Here is a 19,604-nt window from a genome sequence, read left to right as displayed (position 1 = left end):
GCCGCGGCAAGCGTCGGTGATGCTGCATTGCACACTCCTGATCTCCTACATCCGCAGAACCAAGGATGGCGGCGGGCTCGCGGAAATTTATCAGCGGCCGCGTAACAACGCCCCGTGGCAATCCGTCGAGATCAGATAGCGGCGTCCGTCGCTGACCAACATCCATCTCGAAGGGAAGACCAGTCATGACCATTCGTACCCGCATCGCGCTCGGCGTTTCGGCGGCCGTTCTCTCGCTCGGCCTCGCGCTGTCGCCGGCCGCCTTTGCCCAGGACAAGATGGACAAGGATGACGGCATGATGAAAAAGGACACGATGTCCAAGGACGGCATGAAGAAGGACACCATGTCCAAGGACGACGGCATGAAGAAGGACACGATGTCGAAGGACGGGATGAAGAAAGACGACGGGATGATGAAGAAGCACTGATCTTCCAACGTCGAGAGGCGCTTGCGACAGGCTGACGCGCGCCAAAAATCCGGGGGCGGTCACGTAGACCGCCCCCGGAGCATTTGTTTCAGTCCAAATTCAATTGAACGTGACTTGCGCGCGTTAGACTTGCAAACGTTACTTGCGCTTCGCCTTGCGGGCGGCGTAGCGGGCGTCCCGCTTGGCTTTTTGCTCGGCCTCGGCTTCGGCCGCCTTCGCGACGGCTTCTTCGGCCTCGCGGGCGATCCGCGCGGCCTCGAGCGCGGCAGCTTCTTCTTGAAGGCGCTTCTGCTCGGCCTTTTCCGTGTCGCGCGCAGCCTTTGCCTCGGCGCGCTTGGCCGCAAGGGCCTCGCGCTCCGCACGCTTCGCCACAACCGCGGGATCATCCGGCCCCGGCTGCGACTTGAATTTGTTCAAAAGGTTCTTGCGTGCTTCCTGTGCCGCCTTTTGCCGGTCGGAGAAGCCTGGTTCCCTAAATCCACTCATCGGCGAACCTTGTCATCCTCGCTTTCGATCCTACATCACTGCCTGTTGGTACGTCGGCTGGGCATAGCGGGCGCCGCGCGACGCAGATGCGTGTACATCGGCGCGCGCCGTGATGCCACCTATAATCGCAGCCGATCAGGTAGACGAAAATCGCCGCCCCCGACGATCTCTCGTAGCCCCGAAAAACTGCCGAATTGTGATGTCCCTCATAAGGGGGCACCAGGGCGGTGCCTAGCGTCCGCCCGGGTATGAGACGCGGAGCACGGGTATGACGATCTCACGACTGAGCCTGAAGGCGCTCGCAATCGCCGTTGTGGTGGCAGCCTTGGCCACTGCCGCGCTGCTGCTCGCCCGTCCGCAACCAATCGAAAGTGCCGTCCTGGGCACGGATTGGGAATGCACCCAGACCGCGTTTGTGCTTACGACCTGCGCTCCGCGCGTCCAGCAGGCGATCCCGGCGGCCGAAACCTCCCGCAAGGAAGCGATCCGGCCGACCCGAGGCTAACCGGGAGAAGCTGGACGGGATGTGACGCCACGCCGCAGAGGTGATAAAGCCCGCTCGCCCCCGTGATCGGTCAGCCATGTCCAAGCCCGAAGCCAGTTCCGAAGCCAACTCCGAAGCTAAGCCCGAACCGGGCGCGAAGCCGAAATCCACTCCAAAACCTCAATCCGGTGACAACCGCCGCGGCGCCATCGCTGGCTTGATCATCGCGATCCTGATCCTCGGCGTCGGCTGGTGGCTCGCCCGCGATCTCACCTCCGCGAGCAAGATGCAGGACTGCCTGATGTCCGGGCGAAGCAACTGCAATGTGATCGAGCCGGCCCACTAGAGGCATGCCAGAGCGACCCGCGCGGACGAAAAATGTCGTGATCTTAATCATTTGTAACGGGACTTAGCCGACCAAAGCAGGTCAGTCATGTCAGCCGGCATCAGCTCAGCGCGAGCCGAATCGTCTATCGCGCCAGGCATCACGGCGGTTGACGGCAATCGAAAGAGTAGGGGGCAAGCACGCATGAGTGTGTCCAGTCGCATCAAGATCATCATTCCCTTGGTTTCGGCGATGTCATTGCTCGCCGTCCCGGCGCAGGCTCAGGACGCCAGACCGCCGAGAGACGCCGCCCAGCCATCGGCCGGGCCAGGCGCCGGCGCGCCGCCGCAGAACATGCGAAAGGGGCCGCCGCCGCAGCAGGCTGCCCGGCCGGCGCCACAGGCCGGCGTCCAGCCCTACGCCGGCGGTCTTGGTCATGCTGGTCCGGGTCCAAATCCTGCTCTCGCGAGTCCAGGTCCTGGCCCTCGCAATGCCGGCGGTCCGCCGCCCGGACGCAATTACGCCAGGGGTCCCGCACCGGCGCGCGACTGGGGCGGACACACCTATCGCGGCCATCTCGCCTGGGATGGCGGACGCTGGCGCCACGAAGTCCACAACGGCCGCTCTGGCTGGTGGTGGGATGTGGGCGGCGCGCGGTATTATTATCCGCAGCGGATGGACGGGCCTCCGGCCTATATCTCGGAGGATTATTACGACGACGTCCCCGTGGCCTATGCTCCGCCCGTCGCCTACGAACCGCCGCCGCCGCCGCCACCGGCCGATCCCGGCGCGAGCGCGCTTGGCGGCGCTATCGTCGGCGGCGTGCTGGGCGGCCTGATCTCGGGCAACGCCTCGGGTGCGGCCGCAGGCGCTGTGATCGGCGGTGCCACCGGCGCGATCGCCGGCGCGACGGCTGCTTCGCGCCCGGGCTACTATCTGGCCCAAGGCAACTGCTACTACCGCTATCCGAGCGGCCAGTACGTGCAGGCTGATCCACGGGCTTGTTACTGAGCACGCCAGGCGAGGGCTGAAGCGAAGAGGCGGCGAAAAGCCGCCTCTTTTCGTTTTGGCGCTGGCCCTCAGCTGGCCGGGAATTGATTCAAGGGGATCGCTCCGCGCGTCAGGACACTAGCCAGCTGAAGAACGCGATCGCGGCCCAGACCAGGCCTGCGATCCAGGCCAGCATCACGATGCCGATGGTCGCAAGATAAGCGATGCCGAGCGGGTCGGATCTTTCGCCTCGCGTCGGGACGGGAATTTCGGCTGCGGCTTCTTGCGTCATGACGGGAATATCTCCCAAGCCTTCTCGCTCTCTGGGAGCGCTGAGGACTGTTTAGCGGAGGCGCCGTGCGCCGGCTGTGACGCACTTCACAGATCGGTACGCATCAAGCCCCCAATCGGGGCGGGTCGTTCGACAGATGCGTGAATTGGATTGCGTCGCAAATCCGCGAGGACGGCATTACCCCGCAATCATACGGACGAAATTGCCACGCGCTTGTCCAGATCGTCCGGCTAGAATTGGCTTCATGTGTACCAAGTACGATCCACAGCATGAAGCCGAGACGGCGATGAAGCGCGCCGTGGCGGCCGAAGGTCCTGACCGGCAACGTCTCATCGAGCTGGCCCTGGCCTGGCATCAACTCGCCCGCGACCGGCGCGAAGAGCGGACGGACTGAGCTCTCTCTGTTACGAGAGAACTGGTATTCACAGAAAAACCCCGTGCTCGGGCACGGGGTTCTCGAGAGCCGATCGGGGCTGGCAAATCGGCACCACTGGATTTCGAACGCGCCGATCGCAAGTTCGTTCCGCGCCCCCTTCAATTTTTTCGCGCGAGAACGCCGCCATCGGCGCCTATGCTCGTGACACTCGACGCCTGACGCGAGCCGCCGAAACGCTCCGTTAAGACTCGTTCGGACGACGATTTTCCGATCGCGATTCGTTTCGGGGAACGAAGCGGAGCAGGACCGTGAACAAACAAAAAGTCCCCGACGGGCTGCACTGTGTCAGGCAGCTTCCGACTTCGGCACCGCCTCGGCATTGACCGAAAGCTTGACGACATCGGCTTCGACGGCACCGACATATTTCGTGTCGATGTAATGATGATGGTCCTTGTGACCTCCCGGGTTGTCCTTCCGCGTCAGCTTGATACGGTTGCCCTCGACGCGGTCGACGGTGCCGACATGTGCGCCGTCCTTGCCGACGATCTTCATGTGCTCTCTGATCTCGCTCATGATGTTCTCCTTGTGCCGTGTCAACGGCGAGGACCGGTCTTCGTTGCAAGGATAGGCGGGCCCGGCTGTTGGAGCCAATGCGCTCGCCGAACGTTGAATGGCAGTCGCAATTGCCAAGATCCGCATCAAGACGCTTATCAAGATCCGCATGGAGACCTCCGAGGCCTATCTCGATCGAAAGCACAGGGAAATCGGGCTGCTGAACGATTGCCTGAGGAGCCCGCTGCATTTGGCTCGGCCGCAATCGGTCGACGAGGTTGTGGTCTCCAAGTTTCAGCTCGCCGCCGCACTACGCGCGGAACATGCGCTGCAGGACTGGAGAGCGACGGAGACGGCCTGGTCGCATGCGGCGTCTCCCAGCAGCGGTCCGTTCGTGTTCAGCTACGACTATCAGCGCGCGGACCTCAAGGTGAGTGGTCCCTCGTTCTATGAACTCGAGCGGGGCTGCAGGGGCGAGGCGATCTATACCGCCTCCGGCATGGCCGCGATCTCCGCGCTGCTGCTCGCGTCCGCACGGATCATCGGCAAAGCAGACGTCGTGGTGCTGCCGGGCACTTACGGCGAGACACTGGAGCTGATCGAGAGCCTCGTTCCCCATTTGCGGCTTGTCACCGCCAGCCTCCCGCTGGGCGAAGCGTTCGCTGCGGCAGCCTTGCCACGCTTTCTCCTGCTCGATTCATGCGCCCCTGCCGGGGCGTTCGAAGCGGCTCTGCGTTGCGACGGTTCGGGGCTCGATCTCTTGATTTTCGACACGACATGTTTCGCTGGCAGATCGGGGCGCATCCGGCGCGTCCTGAGATGGGCCGCGCGATGGGACATTGCAGTCGTGTTGGTGCGAAGCCATAACAAGCTGGATTCGCTCGGGGTGGAATACGGCCGGCTCGGCTCTGCCGTGTTCGTGCATTGGAGCCGGAAGGACCTCAAGGCGGGCCAGCTGCTGTCCGAAAGCCTGGCGGCGGAAACCCGCAATGCCGTCCGGCTTCTCGGTGGCGCGGCGTTGCCGGCGCACTTCCCGCCATTCGTGGGCTCTGTGGCCTATTGGGCCCTGACGAAAAGGCGCGTCGCTGCGATTCTGCGCAACGGTCGCCACGCGGCGCGATATTTCGCCGCCGAGCTCGCTTCGCTCTCGGCCGAGCTGCATTTCACCCACGGCCTCTATGTCACGCTTCGCGGCAGGCGCGCCCTCGATGAGGCGACCGCGCGGCAGGCCGCCGAGGACATGAGCCGCGACCTGAGCGGCAAAGGCTTCCCCATTCGCCACGCCGGCAGTTTTGGTTTCGATTTCGCGGCGACCGAGTGGTTTCACGACGCGACGACGGATCGGTACAGCGTCCGGGTGGCGGTGCCGGATTTGCCGACTGAGTTGTGGAAGGATCTAGCAGCGGCGATTGCCGGGTGGTGGGCGCGACATCAAGGCGACACTGAAGGGTGAGTGCGGTGCAAGGCCATGACAGAGCGACCGAAAGCGTTTCCTTACAGGGAATGCACGTGGCATGTTTCAGACGAACAGTCCCGGCAATGGCTTGCGGTGCTTGAAAAGACGGGTGCAGCCAACGTCCGAGCGCGCCTTGCCCAGACCGACGCGGCATCCGCAGGAGCGATCGCGATCGGAACCACGCCCGTCATGACGATCGGGTTCGCCCAGGAATGGCTGAACTGGAAAGATAATCAAAAATCCGAGGCGGATATCGAACGGCACGAGCGGCAGATCTGGTGGACTCGGACCGCGGCAATCGCCGCATCGGTCGCCGCCTTGAGCGCACTGTTCGGCTGGATTTGGACGATCTTCATCCGGGGGAATAACGGCCTATAACAAACATGATTGTTACGTTGCGCATACATCCGCCAGACGAGAGGGGCGACAAACTGCGCTGTTTCAATCGATCGCCAGGCATTCTTCCACGGCCGGCTTCTGGTGGCCGCGACGCGCCCACGCTTGAACGGCGAAGGCGAGTTGGTGCTGACTCGCTGCCGCGTCCGCGATGGTGGCCCGGGCCGTCGCGATCGGCTTTGTGACCACACCGGAGTTCACGACTCCCGCGTCAACCGCCAAAAACGATATTGCTACAACCGCCACCGCCGACGCGATCGCCATTCTCGTCAAGTCGGATAGTGGCATCGAAGTCCTTATCGGGCGCACGTCGCTCGGCGAATAGATAGGGCTCGTTTGCCCGGATCAAAGGCCGGAGCGAGGCGGCCCACGCGTTCGTGAAGGACGGATTCTGCAGGTGCGCGCCGTAGATCGGGCTCACGATGAACGGATGAGACCGAAATTGGCGATCCCGGCAGGAATCGAACCTGCAACCCTCAGAGTAGAAATCTGATGCTCTATCCAGTTGAGCTACGGGACCGTCTTGAGCCGCCCTGGTTGGGGGCCGCTGTTCATCTACCATGCCATTATGAAAAATATCGTCTTTCGCCAAGCCTGAACCGAACCGTTTTCGTCGAAGCCGCGACAAAGCGGAACGGTGGGGTGTCAGGGTGCCGGGTTGAGCGGCAGCAGACTGGACGATGGATCACATCGCCGGGAATGCTGATCAGCTTCCGGGACACGGCCGCCGGACGACTGGTCGGATATTGCTGCGCCATCAGGACGGCGTGCGCGGCGGTAGCTTGATCGGTCTCCTCTGGGCGTGCCTTGTCATGGCGAATGCGACGGTTTGCACCTTTGGTTCCATCGCCTTGAGTCCGTCACCTTTCCGCGCATTTCATGCGACAAGCGGCGTTCGTCCGTGATTTCCGGGAGTCCATCCATGATCGGTCTTGTTCGCGCCGTCACACTCTGCGCCATGCTGGCGTTCGGCCTTAGCGTCGCGCAGGCCGCCGACAAAGCCTTCAAGCGGGACGACCTCGCCGATTCCGCGATCAAGCTGGAGGCGCAGATCAAGGGCGAGGCGGGGCCGGTCGCCAAGACCGGCGCGAGCTTGCGCACCGACGCCGATGCTGCCTTCCGGCGCAACGACTATCGCACCGGCCTGTCGGTGCTCGGCCAGATCGCGGCGACCACGCCGGAGGACGCCGGCAACTGGTTGCGGCTGGCAAAGGTCATCTTCCAGATATCGCCGAAGAGCTCGAGCGAGCAGACGTTCCTGCTGGAGCGCGCCTCGACCGCCGCCTACATCGCCTACCAGCGCGCCGGGAATGCGGGCGAGGAGGCCGACGCGCTCGCGGTGCTCGGCAAGTCTCTTTCCGAACGCAAGCTGTGGCGGCCGGCGCTGGATGCTCTGCGGCTGTCGCTCGACATGCGCGAGGTCGCCGACGTCCGCGGCCAATATGAGAAGATGCGCGACGAGCACGGTTTTCGGCTGCTCGACTACACCGTGGACTCGGACTCCGCCAGTCCGCGCGCCTGCTTCCAGTTCTCGGAGGAGTTGGCAAAACGCACCGATTTCGCGCCGTACCTCGCGCTGGCCGGCCAGGACAAGCCGGCCCTGTCGGCCGAGGCCAAGCAGCTCTGCGTCGACGGGCTGAAGCATGGCGAGCGCTACAACATCAATTTGCGCGCCGGCCTGCCGTCCACCGTGAAGGAAGGCCTTCCGAAATCGGCCGAGTTCAACGTCTATGTGCGCGACCGCAAGCCCTTCGTGCGCTTCACCGGCCGCGCCTATGTGCTGCCGAGGACGGGCCAGCGCGGCATTCCCGTCGTCAGCGTCAACACGCCAGCCGTCAACATCAACGTGTTCCGGATCGGCGACCGCAATTTGATCAACACGGTGGTCGACAGCGATTTCCAGAAGACCCTGTCGAAATACCAGCTCAGCGATCTCGGCGGCGAGCGCGGCGTGAAAGTCTGGACCGGCGAGCTTGCCACCGCGATGACGCTCAACCAGGACGTCACCACGGCATTCCCGGTCGACCAGGCGCTTGGTGAACTCCAGCCCGGCGTCTATGTGATGACGGCCGCGGCCAAGGGGCCGGGCTCGGACGACGACTATCAGCTCGCCACCCAATGGTTCATCGTCTCCGATCTCGGCGTCACGGCCTATTCCGGCAATGACGGCGTCCATGTCTTCGTGAATTCGCTGGCCTCGACCGATCCGGTCGGCAAAGCCGAGGTGCGGCTGGTCGCGCGCAACAACGAGATCCTGGCCACCCGCAAGACCGATGAGAGCGGCCATGTGCTGTTCGAGGCGGGGCTTGCGCGCGGCGAGGGCGGCCTGTCGCCGGCGATGCTCACCGTGACCGGCGAGAAGGCTGACTATGCCTTCCTCAGCCTCAAGTCCTCCGCCTTCGACCTGTCGGACCGCGGCGTTTCGGGCAGGGCCGTGCCTGCGGGCGCCGACGCTTTCGTCTATGCCGAGCGCGGCGTCTACCGCTCCAGCGAGACCGTCTATCTCACCGCGCTGTTGCGCGACGGGCAGGGCAACGCCGTCACCGGCGGGCCGATGACCCTGGTGATCGAGCGTCCTGATGGCGTCGAATTCCGCCGCGCCGTGCTGTCCGACCAGGGCGCGGGCGGGCGCACCTTGTCGGTGCCGCTCAACTCGGCCGTCCCGACCGGGACCTGGCGGGTGCGCGCCTTCACCGATCCGAAGGGCTCTTCGGTCGGCGAGACCACTTTCATGGTCGAGGACTACGTCCCCGATCGGATCGAATTCGACTTGTCTGCCAAGGACAAGCTGATCAAAGCTAACGCTCCAGTGGAGCTTAAGGCGGACGGTCATTTCCTCTATGGCGCGCCGGCCTCGGGGCTAGCGCTCGAAGGCGACATGCTGGTCGCGCCCGCGTCCGAGCGGCCGGGCTTCGCCGGCTACCAGTTCGGCGTCGCCGACGAGGAGACCACCTCGAACGAGCGCACGCCGCTGGAGAACCTGCCGGAAGCCGACGCCAACGGCGTTGCGACCTTCCCGGTCACGCTCGACAAGCAGCCGGCCTCGACGCGGCCGCAGGAGGCGCAGATCTTCGTCCGCATGGTCGAGACCGGCGGCCGCGCCGTCGAGCGCAAGATCGTGCTGCCGGTCGCGCCTGCTGCCGCGATGATCGGCATCAAGCCGCTATTCGGCGACAAGAACGTCGCCGAGGGCGACAAGGCCGAGTTCGATGTTGTGTTCGTCTCGCCCGAGGGTGAGAGGCTTCGCCGCGACGGCCTGCGCTACGAGCTCCTGAAGATGGAGTCGCGCTACCAATGGTATCGCCAGAGCAATTACTGGGAGTACGAGCCGGTCAAATCGACCTCGCGCGTCTCCGACGGCGACGTGACAGTTGCCGCGGACAAGCCGTCGCGGATTTCGCTGACCCCACAGCCCGGCCGCTACCGGTTGGACGTGAAGTCGAACGACGCCGACGGGCCCGTGACCTCGGTACAGTTCGACGTCGGCTGGTATTCCGACGGCAGCGCCGACACGCCGGACCTCCTGGAGACCTCGATCGACAAGCCGCAATACGCCTCGGGCGACACGATGACCGTGTCGGTCAACGTCCGCAGCGCCGGCAAACTGACGGTCAACGTGCTCGGCGATCGCCTGCTGACGACGCAGACCATCGACGTCAAGGAAGGCACCGCCCAGGTGAAGCTCCCGGTCGGCAAGGACTGGGGCACCGGCGCCTATGTTGTGGCAACGCTGCGCCGTCCGCTCGATGCGGCCGCGCAACGCATGCCGGGCCGGGCGATCGGACTCAAATGGTTCGGTATCGACAAGCAGACCCGTACATTGCAGGTGAAGCTGACGCCGCCGGCTCTGATCCGGCCGAATGGGCTGCTGAAGATCCCCGTCAAGCTCGACGGGCTCAATCCGGGCGAGGACGCCAAGATCGTGATCGCCGCGGTCGACGTCGGCATCCTCAACCTCACTAATTACAAGCCGCCGGCGCCAGACGACTATTATCTCGGCCAGCGCCGCCTGAGCGCGGAGATCCGCGATCTCTATGGGCAACTCATCGACGGCATGTCGGGCACGCGCGGGCAGATCAAGTCCGGCGGCGACGCCGGTGCCGCCGAGCTCCAGGGCTCGCCGCCCGCGCAAAAGCCGCTCGCGCTCTATTCGGGCATCGTCACCGTTGCCGCCGACGGCACGGCCGAAGTGAGCTTCGACGTTCCGGAGTTCGCCGGCACCGCGCGCGTGATGGCGGTGGCGTGGACCGCGACCAAGCTCGGTCGCGCCAACACGGACGTGGTGATCCGCGACCCTGTCGTGCTGACCACGACCTTGCCGCGCTTCCTGCTCAACGGCGACCACGGCACGGTCAATCTCGAGATCGACAATGTCGAGGGGCAGGCCGGCGATTACGTCATCAACGTGAAGACCGGCGGGCCAGTGAGAATGACCGGCAATCCCGCGACCACGGTCAAGCTTGCCGCCAAGCAGCGGAATTCGTTCACGCTCGCCATCGACGCGACGGCGGCGGGGCAGGCGACACTCGACGTCGACATCAAGGGGCCGAATGGCCTGGCGCTGGCGCGCCATTATGCGCTCGACGTCAAGGCGGCGACGCAAGTGCTGGCGCGGCGCTCGATCCGGACGCTGGCGAAGGGTGAGAGCCTGACGTTGACCTCGGATATGTTCGCCGATCTCGTGCCGGGCACCGCTAGCGTCTCGGTCTCGGCCAGCCTGTCCACTGCGCTCGATGCGGCGACGATCCTCAAAGCACTTGACCGCTATCCCTATGGCTGCTCGGAGCAGATCACCAGCCGCGCCATGCCGTTGCTCTATGTCAACGAGCTCGCGGCCGGTGCGCACCTGGCCATGGACACCGAGGTCGACCAGCGCATCCGCGACGCCATCGAGCGGCTGCTGGCCCGCCAGGGCTCGAACGGCTCGTTCGGGCTGTGGTCGGCAGGCGGTGACGATTCCTGGCTGGACGCGTATGTGACGGACTTCCTGACTCGCGCCCGCGAAAAGGGCTTTGTGGTGCCGGATGTGCTGTTCAAGACCGCGCTCGACCGCATCCGCAACTCGGTCGTCAACGGCAACGAGCCGGAGAAGGACGGCGGCCGCGATCTCGCCTACGGCCTCTATGTGCTGGCGCGCAACGGCGCGGCGCCGATCGGCGACCTCCGCTATCTCGCCGACACCAAGCTGAGCAACCTCGCCACTCCCATCGCGAAATCGCAGCTCGCCGCGGCGCTCGCGCTGGTCGGTGACCGCAACCGCGCGGAGCGGGTCTATGGCGCAGCCCTCGACAGTCTCGCCCCAAAGCCGGTGCTGGAGTTCGGCCGCACCGACTACGGCTCGCAGCTCCGCGATGCCGCAGCGCTGGTGTCGCTTGCCAGTGAAGGCAACGCGCCGAAGGCAACGCTGACGCAGGCGGTGTCGCGGGTCGAGACTGCGCGCGGGCTGACGCCCTACACCTCCACGCAGGAAAATGCGTGGCTGGTGCTGGCGGCGCGCGCGCTCGCCAAGGAGAACCTGTCGATGGAGGTGGACGGCCAGCCGGTCAAGACCGCGCTGTACCGCAGCTACAAGGCCGCCACTCTGGAAGGCAAGCCGCTGAAGATCACCAACACCGGAGACGCGCCGGTGCAGGCGGTGGTCTCGGTGTCGGGGTCGCCGGTGACGCCTGAGCCCGCGGCATCGAACGGCTTCAAGATCGAGCGCAGTTTCTTCACGCTCGACGGCAAGCCCGCCGATATCAGCAAGGTCAAGCAGAACGACCGCTTCGCCGTGGTGCTGAAGATCACCGAGGCCAAGCCCGAATACGGCCACATCATGGTGTCCGACTATCTGCCGGCCGGCCTGGAAATCGACAATCCAAAACTGGTGTCGTCGGGCGACAGCGGCACGCTGGGCTGGATCGAGGATGGCGAAGAGCCCGAAGATACCGAGTTCCGCGACGATCGTTTCACGGCTGCCGTCGATCGGGCCTCGGATTCCAAGGCGGTCTTCACGGTGGCCTACGTCGTGCGTGTGGTCTCACCCGGCAAATACGTGCTGCCGCAGGCCTATGTCGAGGACATGTACAATCCCTCGCGCTACGGCCGTACCGGGACCGGCACGGTCGAGGTGCGGGCGGCGAAGTGAGTGGTGATGGGATGAGCGACAAGGAGCCACATGCTCCGCCGTCATGCCCGGGCTTGTCCCGGGCATCCACGGACTTTGGTGCGAGAGGCAAGAACGTGGATGGCCGGGACAAGCCCGGCCATGACGGAGCAAGGGGCAGGGGCCCGCGTGTCCTCTCCGCGCTGGCATTCTCGCTCATCCTCACCATCGTCGGCGTCGTCGCGTGGGTTTACTCCCTCGGTCCGCTGCCTTTCGACGACGCCCGCCAGGTTTCCACCACCATCGTCGATCGGAATGGCAAGCTGCTGCGCGCCTATGCGATGGCGGATGGACGCTGGCGACTGCCGGTCGAGACAAAAACGAACGTCGATCCGACCTATCTGAAGCTGCTGCTCGCCTACGAGGACCAGCGCTTTTACGCACATGACGGCATCGACCCGGTGGCGCTGGGGCGCGCTGCGTTTCAGCTTGCGACGCGCGGCCACATCGTCTCGGGCGGCTCGACCATCTCGATGCAGCTCGCGCGGCTGATGGAGCCTCGGCGGCAGCGCTCGCTCCATGCAAAGCTGCGGCAGATCGTGCGTGCGATCGAGATCGAGCGCAGCTTGAGCAAGGAGCAGATCCTCGACCTCTATCTGGCGCTCGCGCCTTACGGCGGCAATCTCGAGGGCATTCGCGCTGCCTCGATCGCCTATCTCGGCAAGGAGCCGAAGCGGTTGTCGCTGGCTGAAGCCGCGTTGCTGGTCGCGCTGCCTCAATCGCCGGAGACCCGCAGGCTCGATCGCTATCCCGATGCGGCGCGCAAAGCACGTGACCGCGTGCTCGACCGCATGGTCGAGGAGCAACAGATCAGCCTCGACGATGCGAAGCAGGCGAAAGCCGTTCCTGTGCCGAAACTGCGCAAGCCGATGCCGATCCTGGCGCCGCACGCCTCCGATGCGGCGCTTGCGACGGTCAAAGACGCGCCAGTCATCAAGCTGACGCTCGATGCCACCCTCCAGAAGGTGCTGGAGCCGCTAGCGCGCGATCGTGCCATTGCGTTGGGGCCGAACATCTCGGTCGGCATCATCGTCGTCGACAATGAGAGCGGCGACGTGCTCGCGCGCGTCGGCTCGGCCGATTATTTCGACGAGCGCCGGGCAGGGCAGGTCGACATGACCCGCGCCATCCGCTCGCCGGGCTCGACGCTGAAACCCTTCATCTACGGGCTGGCCTTCGAGGACGGTTTTGTTCATCCGGACAGTCTGATCGACGATCGGCCCGTGCGCTTCGGCTCCTACGCGCCGGAAAATTTCGACATGACGTTTCAGGGCACGGTGCCGGTGAAGAAGGCGCTGCAGCTGTCGTTAAACGTGCCCGCGATCGTGCTGCTCGACCGCGTCGGCGCGAGCCGGCTGGCCTCGCGGCTGCGTCAGGCCGGTGGCAATCTGGTTCTGCCCAAAGACGAGGCGCCGGGACTTGCCATGGGCCTTGGCGGCGTCGGCGTGACGCTGCAGGACCTCGCCCAGCTCTATGCGGGCTTCGCCCGGCTCGGCACCACCAAGCCGCTGCGCGAGATCATGAGCGACGGGGACGAGCGCGAGCCGCTGCGGCTGCTCGATCAGGTCGCGGCCTGGCAAGTGGGCAATGTGCTGCTCGGTACCCCGCCGCCGGCGAACGCGGCTCATAACCGCATCGCTTTCAAGACCGGCACCTCCTACGGCTACCGCGATGCCTGGTCGATGGGCTTCGACGGGCGCATGACCATCGGGGTCTGGGTTGGCCGGCCCGACGGCGCGCCGGTTCCGGGCCTGACCGGTCGGGTTGCCGCCGCGCCGATCCTGTTCGACGCCTTCGCCCGCACCGGCAAGACGCTCCTGCCGTTGCCGAAGCCGCCGAAAGGAACTCTCGTGGCCAGCAACGCCAAGCTGCCATTGCCCTTGAGGCGGTTCCGCCCGGTCGGGGATCTGGTGCGGACCGGGGGCGAGCAGGCCCTGCACATCCAGTTTCCGCTGAACGGCTCGCGGATCGACGTCGATCGCTCAGGTGGCGAGGGGGGCGCAGCCATGCCGGTCAAAGTCGCCGGCGGCGTCCTGCCCATGACCGTCATGGTTAACGGAACGGCGCAGGGTGAGATCGACGGACGTCGTCAGCGGCTGATCGATCCGCCCGGTCCCGGCTTTGCGCGGCTGACCGTCATCGACGCCACGGGCGCCGCGGACACAGTTGTCATTCGAATTCAATGACCCTGCCTCAAGCGGTTGTGGCGATGGCGGTTTCAGCGTAAGCGGAACCGATGGCCGAGACCTACCCAACACCCCGTTTTGGAGCTCCCCGCGAGCCGAAATCCCCGGTGAATCCGGGCAGCCGGCTCGTGTCCATGTTCGACATCGCCACGGCCAGCCACGTCCGCGCGGTCGCCTTCCTGCTGCTGTGCGCGCTGCTGCTATTCCTGCCGGGCTTCTTTACGATTCCGCCGGTTGATCGCGACGAGGCGCGCTTTGCGCAGGCCACCAAGCAGATGGTCGAGAGCGGCGATTATGTCGACATCCGCTTCCAGGAAGACGTCCGCTACAAGAAGCCCGTCGGCATCTACTGGCTGCAATCGGCCGCGGTCGAGACGGCATCGGCGCTCGGTCTGCCGCGGGCCGAATTGCGCATCTGGGTCTATCGGCTTCCCTCGCTGATCGGCGCGATAGGCGCCGTGCTCATGACCTATTGGACGGCGCTCGGCTTCGTCACGCGGCGCGCCGCGGTGCTTGCAGCACTTCTGATGTGCGCCTCCGTGCTGCTCGGCGTCGAGGCGCGGCTTGCGAAGACCGACGCCATGCTGCTGTTCTGCGTGGTCGCCGCGATGGGCGCGATGGCACGGGCGTATCTGTCGTGGCAGCGCGCCGAGGACGAGACCCATCCGCCCTGGAGCTGGCCCGCGATCTTCTGGACGGCTCTCGCTGTCGGCATCCTGATCAAGGGCCCGCTGATCCTGATGTTCGCAGGCCTGACCATCATCGCGCTCGCGATCCAGGACCGCGATGCCTCCTGGCTGTGGAAGCTGCGCCCGCTCTGGGGCCTGATGTGGATGCTGGTGCTGGTGCTGCCCTGGTTCGTCGCGATCTTCTGGCGCGCGGGCGATGCCTTCTTCGCCGATTCCGTCGGCGGCGACATGTTGAGCAAGTTGGGCGCGCAGGAATCCCACGGCGCGCCGCCCGGACTGTATCTGGTGCTGTTCTGGATCACGTTCTGGCCCGGCGCGCCGCTCGCGGCGATGGCCGCGCCCGCGGTCTGGCGCGCGCGGCGCGAGCCCGGCGCGCAATTCCTGCTGGCCTGGCTGGTCCCGTCCTGGATCGTGTTCGAGGTGGTGCTGACCAAGCTGCCCCATTACGTGCTGCCGCTGTATCCTGCGATCGCGATCCTCACCGCGGGCGCGCTCGAGCGGCGGGTGCTGTCGTGGTCCTGGCTGATGCGCGGCTCGGCATGGTGGTTCGCAATCCCCGTGGGCGGCTCGATCATCGCGGTCGTCGGCGCGGTGATGCTGACGCGGCAGCCTGCTTTCGTGGCATGGCCGTTCATCGCGGCCTCGCTGATCTTTGGCCTGTTCGCCTGGTGGCTTCACGACAACAATCACGCCGAGCGCTCGCTGCTCAACGCGCTGGTCGCAGCCCTGATGCTCGCGCTAACGGTCTACGGCATCGTGCTGCCGTCGCTGACGCCGCTGTTTCCGAGCATCGAGATCGCACGCGCCCTTCGCAACGTCACCTGCGTGGGCCCGAAGGCGGCCGCGGCCGGCTATCACGAGCCGAGCCTGGTCTTTCTGACGGGTACGCAGACGCTGCTCACCGACGGTTCGGGTGCGGCGGATTTCCTGCGGCAGGGGAGCTGCCGTTTCGCGCTGATCGAGCAGCGTTCGGAGCGCGGCTTCGTGCAGCGCGCCGAGGCGATCGGGCTGCGCTACAAGGTTGGCACCCGCATCGACGGCTACAATTTCTCGCAAGGGCGCGCGATCTCGATCTCGATCTTCCGCTCGGAAGGCACCGAGTAGGATGTCGGCACCAACCGACATCTCGCCGCGCGCGAGCTATCCCGCACAATTGCTCACGCTCTCGGGGCGCGCCCTGGCACAGCTCGTGCGCACGCCCTCGCATTCGCGCCGCGCCGAGGCCGCGCGAAAGCTGGCGCGGCATTCGCTTTGGCTGAGTGCTGCAGGTGCAGCCCTGGTCATCGCGCTGATGGTCGTGTTCGACCTGACCGAGATCCAGCTGATGCCGCCGCGTGGCACGCCAGGCCTGTGGCCGATCCGCATCCTCACCGATTTCGGCAAGGACGAGTATGTGCTCTCGGTGCTCGGGGGTGTGCTGGTGGTGCTGGTGCTGGTTGCGGCGGGATTGCACGGCACAAGCCGCGCATTGCTGCTCGGCCTCGGCACGCGGCTGCAGTTCGTGTTTCTGTCTGTTGCCGTGCCGATATTCGTCGCCGAGATCCTGAAATATCTCATCGGCCGCGGACGTCCGTTTGTCGGCGGCAAGGCCAATCCCTTCAACTTCATCCCGTTCGAGGGGACCGGGGCCTATGCCAGCTTGCCGTCGGGGCATGCAGTGACGGCGTTCGCCCTGGCGTTTGCGGTCTCGGCGCTGTGGCCGCGCCTGCGCGTGTTCATGTTCACTTACGCGATCGTGATCCTGCTGACGCGACTGGTGCTGCTTGCGCACCACCCGAGTGACGTGGTGGCCGGCGCCCTGGTCGGCATGGTCGGCGCGATGGCGGTGCGCTACTGGTTCGCGGCCCGCAGGCTCGGCTTTGCCATCCGTGCCGACGGGACCATTGTGCCTCTTGCGGGGGCAGTCTCAGGCCGCCTCAAAAGGGTTGCCCACGGGGCATCCGCCCCATAAAAGCGGCTGCCTGCCGGGACCGCCGGTTCCCGAGCCAAGCCAATTCCAACCACGAGCTTCGATTTGTCGTCCCAGCCTTCGGTTTTCCAGCCCTCGGTTTCCATCGTCGTTCCCGTGCGCAACGAAGCCGACAACATCGTGCCGCTGATCGAGGAGATCGGCGCGGCGCTCGACGGCCGCTGGGCCTATGAGATCATCTACGTCAATGACGGTTCGACGGACGCGACCGGCGAACGGCTTGGCGCGGTCATGAAGCAGCGGGACAATCTGCGCCAGCTGCGCCATGCCAGATCAGGCGGCCAATCCGCGGCCGTGCGCAGCGGGGTGCGTGCGGCACGCGGCGCGATCGTGGCGACGCTCGACGGCGACGGCCAGAACAATCCGGCCTTCCTGCCGGACCTGATTTCGGCTGTCGAGAACGGAAGCAAGGTCGGACTTGCGGCTGGACAACGCGTCGGCCGCAAGGATACCGGCTTCAAGAAATTCCAGTCACGTGTCGCCAACGGCGTCCGCAACGCGATCCTGAAGGACGGTACGCGCGACACCGGCTGCGGCCTGAAGGCGTTCCGGCGCGAGGTGTTCCTGATGATGCCCTATTTCGACGGGCTGCACCGCTTCCTGCCGGCGCTGGTGCGCCGCGAGGGTTACGAGATCGCCTATGTCGACGTGATCGACCGTCCGCGCCGCTCCGGCGTGTCAAACTACGGTTTCTTCGACCGGCTGTGGATCGGGATCATGGATCTCGTGGGCGTCTGGTGGCTGATCCGCCGCAAGAAGCCGACGCCGGATGTGACTGAGGTGACGGCATGATCATCCAATACGGTCAGGCGCTGAGCAATTATTTCTACGATGTCTTCGTGGCCAAGTTCGACTTCTGGCTCGCGTTCGGCCTCGTCGCGCAGCTGTTCTTCACGGCACGCTTCCTGGTGCAGTGGATCGCGAGCGAGCGCGCCGGCAACAGCGTGGTGCCGATGGCGTTCTGGTTCTGCTCGATGGGCGGCGGGCTGATGACGCTGGTCTATGGCGTCGTCAAGCGCGAGCCTGTCATCATCCTCGGCCAGGCGCTCGCGACCATCATCTATATCCGTAACATCATGTTGATTGTGAAGAACCGCGGCCGCGCGTCAAAGACGCTGGAGCGCTGATCCAGGCTAGCGCGGCAACGCGGACGCCGCGCCCGGCGCGGGCAGGGCGGCGGTCTCCGCTTCGTGCCTGCGATGGGGCTCCCCGGCCGCGTCGAGCACGGGATAGGCGACCGAGCAGATATGCGAGTGGATGCGGCGCAGGTCCCGCAGCACGTCGAGATGCAGCGACGTGGTTTCGATTGTCTCGGGGCGGCCCTCGCGCAGGCGGTCGAGGTGGCGCTCGACGGCGGCAAGCTCGGTATTGCGCAGCGCAGTCTTCTCCACCAGCAGCTTGCGCGCCTCGTTGGCGTCGCCCGACATGAAGACGCCGAAGGCGATGCGCAGCGAATCCATCGTGCGCTTGTGGAAGGCGGCGAGCTCCTCGGCGCCCTCGGGCGAGAACTGGAAGCGACGCTTGATCTTCTTGGTCGCGAGCTCGCTCAGGCTCTTGTCGATGATATCGCCGATATGTTCCAGATTGATGGCGAAGGAGATGATCTCCATCGCGCGCCGGCCCTCGCTCTCGTCGAGGCTGCCGCGCATGAGTTTAGTCACGTAGAGCTTGATGGCTTCGTCGAGGCCGTCGACGATGTTGTCCATCTTCGAGACCTGGTCGACCAGCGCACGGTCGCCGCTCATCATCGCCGCCATCACCTTGCGCAGCATGATCTCGACGAGATCGCCCATGCGCAGGGTTTCGCGGCCGGCATCGGCCAGCGCCAGCGACGGCGACTCCAGCGCGGTTTCGTCGAGATAGCGCGGCCGGGCCGGATCGGCCTCCTGAACACGATCGGGCAGGAGCCGGGTCAACAGGCGCGACACGGTATCGAGCAGGCCGATGAAGATGATGGCCGTGCCGACGTTGAAGGCGATATGAAACGCCGCCGTCATCCTGGCGAGATCGGGCTGCCAGGCGTGCATGTGCTCGGCGATCGGGCCCAGGAAGGGCAGGACCAAGGCGATCCCGATCACGCGGTTGACGAGATTGCCCACCGGCAGGCGATAACTGGCGGGATCGTCACGCTTGGCGCCTTCGAATACGGGATTGATGGCGCTGCCGAGATTGGCGCCAAGCACCAGTGCGAGCGCCGCGTAAGGCGAGATGAACTGCGAATAGGCGAGCGACATGATCAGCAGCACGCTGGCGACGCTCGAATGCACCGCCCAGGTGACGAGCGCCGCGATCACGATGCACAGAACGGGATCGCCCGTGATGGAGGACATCACGATGCGGACGCCCGGCGCGTTCTCGGCCGGCGCCAGCGTGTCGAGCAGGATGTGCAGCGACAGCAGCATCAGCCCGAGGCCGATCAAGACACGGCCAACGTCCTTGATCCGTGAGCGTGGACCCACGCGGAAGGCGACCAGTCCGAGCACGAACAGGACCGGCGCGACGGCGGCGATGTTGAACGACAGCACCTGCACGATCAACGTCGTGCCGACATTGGCGCCGAGCATGATGGCGAGCGCGGTGACCAGGCTGAGCAAGCCCTCGGCTGCGAACGAACTCGTGAGCAGCGCGGTCGCGGTGCTGCTCTGGAGCAGGGCAGTAAGGCCGAGACCGGCGGCGAACGCGTTGAAGCGGTTACCAAGCGCCTTGCCGAGGAGCCGTCGCAAGTCCGGGCCAAAGGCGCGCAGAATCCCGCTGTGGACCATGTGCAGGCCCCACAGCAACAGCGCCACGCCGCCCATCAGATCGAGCAGTACCAACGTTCCCATGCTCC

At 65.3% G+C, this 19,604-nt stretch carries 17 protein-coding genes and 1 tRNA gene; 13 read left to right on the top strand and 5 right to left on the bottom strand.

All coding sequences use genetic code 11. The features are described from left to right. Positions 1–185 precede the first annotated feature (185 nt). Entirely contained in the window at positions 186–428 is a 243-nt protein-coding gene (locus AC0L23_RS00895; RefSeq protein WP_473356752.1) for a pentapeptide MXKDX repeat protein, read from the top strand. 138 nt (positions 429–566) lie between these two features. Here AC0L23_RS00895 and AC0L23_RS00890 read toward each other — a convergent pair whose 3' ends face one another. Next, complete coding sequence (locus tag AC0L23_RS00890; RefSeq protein ID WP_018457771.1) at positions 567–914, bottom strand: DUF6481 family protein; 348 nt, start codon at positions 912–914, stop codon at positions 567–569. A gap of 268 nt (positions 915–1,182) precedes the next feature. Between AC0L23_RS00890 and AC0L23_RS00885 the strand changes: the two genes are divergently transcribed. From AC0L23_RS00885 to AC0L23_RS00875, 3 genes are all read left to right on the top strand, one after another. Continuing rightward, positions 1,183–1,419 (top strand): hypothetical protein, encoded by a 237-nt coding sequence (locus tag AC0L23_RS00885; protein WP_085385256.1) that lies wholly within the window; start codon positions 1,183–1,185, stop codon positions 1,417–1,419. 76 nt (positions 1,420–1,495) lie between these two features. Beyond that, positions 1,496–1,744 carry a hypothetical protein gene (locus tag AC0L23_RS00880; RefSeq protein ID WP_085385255.1) on the top strand — a complete coding sequence of 83 codons (249 nt, stop codon included), beginning with the start codon at positions 1,496–1,498 and terminating at the stop codon, positions 1,742–1,744. A gap of 183 nt (positions 1,745–1,927) precedes the next feature. Then, the gene (locus AC0L23_RS00875; RefSeq protein ID WP_085385254.1) at positions 1,928–2,734 is read left to right on the top strand and encodes a hypothetical protein; all 807 of its coding nucleotides are present in this window, start codon (positions 1,928–1,930) and stop codon (positions 2,732–2,734) included. A 109-nt stretch (positions 2,735–2,843) separates the two neighbouring features. On the opposite strand, the gene AC0L23_RS00870 is transcribed toward AC0L23_RS00875, so the two are convergent. Together AC0L23_RS00870 and AC0L23_RS00865 are read right to left on the bottom strand one after the other, a co-directional pair. After that, a complete protein-coding gene (locus tag AC0L23_RS00870) occupies positions 2,844–3,005 on the bottom strand; it encodes a hypothetical protein (protein ID WP_085349841.1) in 162 nt (53 codons plus the stop codon). 721 nt (positions 3,006–3,726) lie between these two features. Further along, positions 3,727–3,954 (bottom strand): DUF2171 domain-containing protein, encoded by a 228-nt coding sequence (locus tag AC0L23_RS00865; RefSeq protein ID WP_085385253.1) that lies wholly within the window; start codon positions 3,952–3,954, stop codon positions 3,727–3,729. Positions 3,955–4,102: 148 nt separating this feature from the next. Between AC0L23_RS00865 and AC0L23_RS00860 the strand changes: the two genes are divergently transcribed. The 3 genes from AC0L23_RS00860 (at position 4,103) to AC0L23_RS00850 (ending at position 6,110) form a co-directional block, all read left to right on the top strand. Further along, positions 4,103–5,386: a hypothetical protein gene (locus AC0L23_RS00860; RefSeq protein WP_085349861.1), complete on the top strand. Its 1,284-nt coding sequence runs from the start codon at positions 4,103–4,105 to the stop codon at positions 5,384–5,386. 15 nt (positions 5,387–5,401) lie between these two features. Further along, positions 5,402–5,767, top strand: coding sequence for a hypothetical protein (locus AC0L23_RS00855; protein ID WP_085385289.1), 366 nt, complete (start codon positions 5,402–5,404; stop codon positions 5,765–5,767). 169 nt (positions 5,768–5,936) lie between these two features. After that, positions 5,937–6,110 (top strand): hypothetical protein, encoded by a 174-nt coding sequence (locus tag AC0L23_RS00850; protein ID WP_198957645.1) that lies wholly within the window; start codon positions 5,937–5,939, stop codon positions 6,108–6,110. Between the two features lie 118 nt (positions 6,111–6,228). On the opposite strand, the gene AC0L23_RS00845 is transcribed toward AC0L23_RS00850, so the two are convergent. After that, positions 6,229–6,305: transfer RNA gene (locus AC0L23_RS00845), tRNA-Arg, on the bottom strand. A 402-nt stretch (positions 6,306–6,707) separates the two neighbouring features. Here AC0L23_RS00845 and AC0L23_RS00840 point away from each other — a divergent pair. The 6 genes from AC0L23_RS00840 (at position 6,708) to AC0L23_RS00815 (ending at position 17,901) form a co-directional block, all read left to right on the top strand. Continuing rightward, positions 6,708–11,912, top strand: coding sequence for an alpha-2-macroglobulin family protein (locus tag AC0L23_RS00840; protein ID WP_085385252.1), 5,205 nt, complete (start codon positions 6,708–6,710; stop codon positions 11,910–11,912). A gap of 95 nt (positions 11,913–12,007) precedes the next feature. Next, positions 12,008–14,116 (top strand): penicillin-binding protein 1C, encoded by a 2,109-nt coding sequence (gene pbpC / locus AC0L23_RS00835; protein WP_085385251.1) that lies wholly within the window; start codon positions 12,008–12,010, stop codon positions 14,114–14,116. Between the two features lie 50 nt (positions 14,117–14,166). Then, positions 14,167–15,909, top strand: coding sequence for an ArnT family glycosyltransferase (locus AC0L23_RS00830; protein ID WP_026233442.1), 1,743 nt, complete (start codon positions 14,167–14,169; stop codon positions 15,907–15,909). Position 15,910: 1 nt separating this feature from the next. Beyond that, complete coding sequence (locus AC0L23_RS00825; protein ID WP_085385250.1) at positions 15,911–16,756, top strand: phosphatase PAP2 family protein; 846 nt, start codon at positions 15,911–15,913, stop codon at positions 16,754–16,756. Positions 16,757–16,819: 63 nt separating this feature from the next. Further along, positions 16,820–17,566 carry a glycosyltransferase family 2 protein gene (locus AC0L23_RS00820; protein ID WP_018457785.1) on the top strand — a complete coding sequence of 249 codons (747 nt, stop codon included), beginning with the start codon at positions 16,820–16,822 and terminating at the stop codon, positions 17,564–17,566. Continuing rightward, positions 17,563–17,901, top strand: a complete 339-nt coding sequence (locus AC0L23_RS00815) for a lipid-A-disaccharide synthase N-terminal domain-containing protein (RefSeq protein WP_007591223.1) — start codon at positions 17,563–17,565, stop codon at positions 17,899–17,901. Before AC0L23_RS00820 ends, AC0L23_RS00815 begins: the two co-directional genes overlap by 4 nt. A gap of 6 nt (positions 17,902–17,907) precedes the next feature. Here the strand turns inward: AC0L23_RS00815 and AC0L23_RS00810 are convergent, their stop codons facing one another. After that, complete coding sequence (locus AC0L23_RS00810) at positions 17,908–19,599, bottom strand: Na/Pi cotransporter family protein (protein WP_018457786.1); 1,692 nt, start codon at positions 19,597–19,599, stop codon at positions 17,908–17,910. Between the last annotated feature and the right edge of the window lie 5 nt (positions 19,600–19,604).

This window comes from Bradyrhizobium sp. MI1.4, assembly GCF_055811315.1.
This window is presented reverse-complemented; position numbering and strand designations above follow the sequence as displayed.

Excerpts from the sequence above, each read along its gene's own strand:
- AC0L23_RS00860 (WP_085349861.1), top strand. The coding sequence starts at position 4,103 with ATGGAGACCTCCGAGGCCTATCTCGATCGAAAGCACAGGGAAATCGGG.
- AC0L23_RS00855 (WP_085385289.1), top strand. The coding sequence starts at position 5,402 with ATGACAGAGCGACCGAAAGCGTTTCCTTACAGGGAATGCACGTGGCAT.
- AC0L23_RS00875 (WP_085385254.1), top strand. The coding sequence starts at position 1,928 with ATGAGTGTGTCCAGTCGCATCAAGATCATCATTCCCTTGGTTTCGGCG.
- AC0L23_RS00890 (WP_018457771.1), bottom strand. The coding sequence starts at position 914 with ATGAGTGGATTTAGGGAACCAGGCTTCTCCGACCGGCAAAAGGCGGCA.
- AC0L23_RS00880 (WP_085385255.1), top strand. The coding sequence starts at position 1,496 with ATGTCCAAGCCCGAAGCCAGTTCCGAAGCCAACTCCGAAGCTAAGCCC.
- AC0L23_RS00870 (WP_085349841.1), bottom strand. The coding sequence starts at position 3,005 with ATGACGCAAGAAGCCGCAGCCGAAATTCCCGTCCCGACGCGAGGCGAA.
- AC0L23_RS00825 (WP_085385250.1), top strand. The coding sequence starts at position 15,911 with ATGTCGGCACCAACCGACATCTCGCCGCGCGCGAGCTATCCCGCACAA.
- AC0L23_RS00865 (WP_085385253.1), bottom strand. The coding sequence starts at position 3,954 with ATGAGCGAGATCAGAGAGCACATGAAGATCGTCGGCAAGGACGGCGCA.
- AC0L23_RS00830 (WP_026233442.1), top strand. The coding sequence starts at position 14,167 with ATGGCCGAGACCTACCCAACACCCCGTTTTGGAGCTCCCCGCGAGCCG.
- AC0L23_RS00840 (WP_085385252.1), top strand. The coding sequence starts at position 6,708 with ATGATCGGTCTTGTTCGCGCCGTCACACTCTGCGCCATGCTGGCGTTC.
- AC0L23_RS00850 (WP_198957645.1), top strand. The coding sequence starts at position 5,937 with ATGGTGGCCCGGGCCGTCGCGATCGGCTTTGTGACCACACCGGAGTTC.
- AC0L23_RS00885 (WP_085385256.1), top strand. The coding sequence starts at position 1,183 with ATGACGATCTCACGACTGAGCCTGAAGGCGCTCGCAATCGCCGTTGTG.
- AC0L23_RS00810 (WP_018457786.1), bottom strand. The coding sequence starts at position 19,599 with ATGGGAACGTTGGTACTGCTCGATCTGATGGGCGGCGTGGCGCTGTTG.
- AC0L23_RS00815 (WP_007591223.1), top strand. The coding sequence starts at position 17,563 with ATGATCATCCAATACGGTCAGGCGCTGAGCAATTATTTCTACGATGTC.
- AC0L23_RS00895 (WP_473356752.1), top strand. The coding sequence starts at position 186 with ATGACCATTCGTACCCGCATCGCGCTCGGCGTTTCGGCGGCCGTTCTC.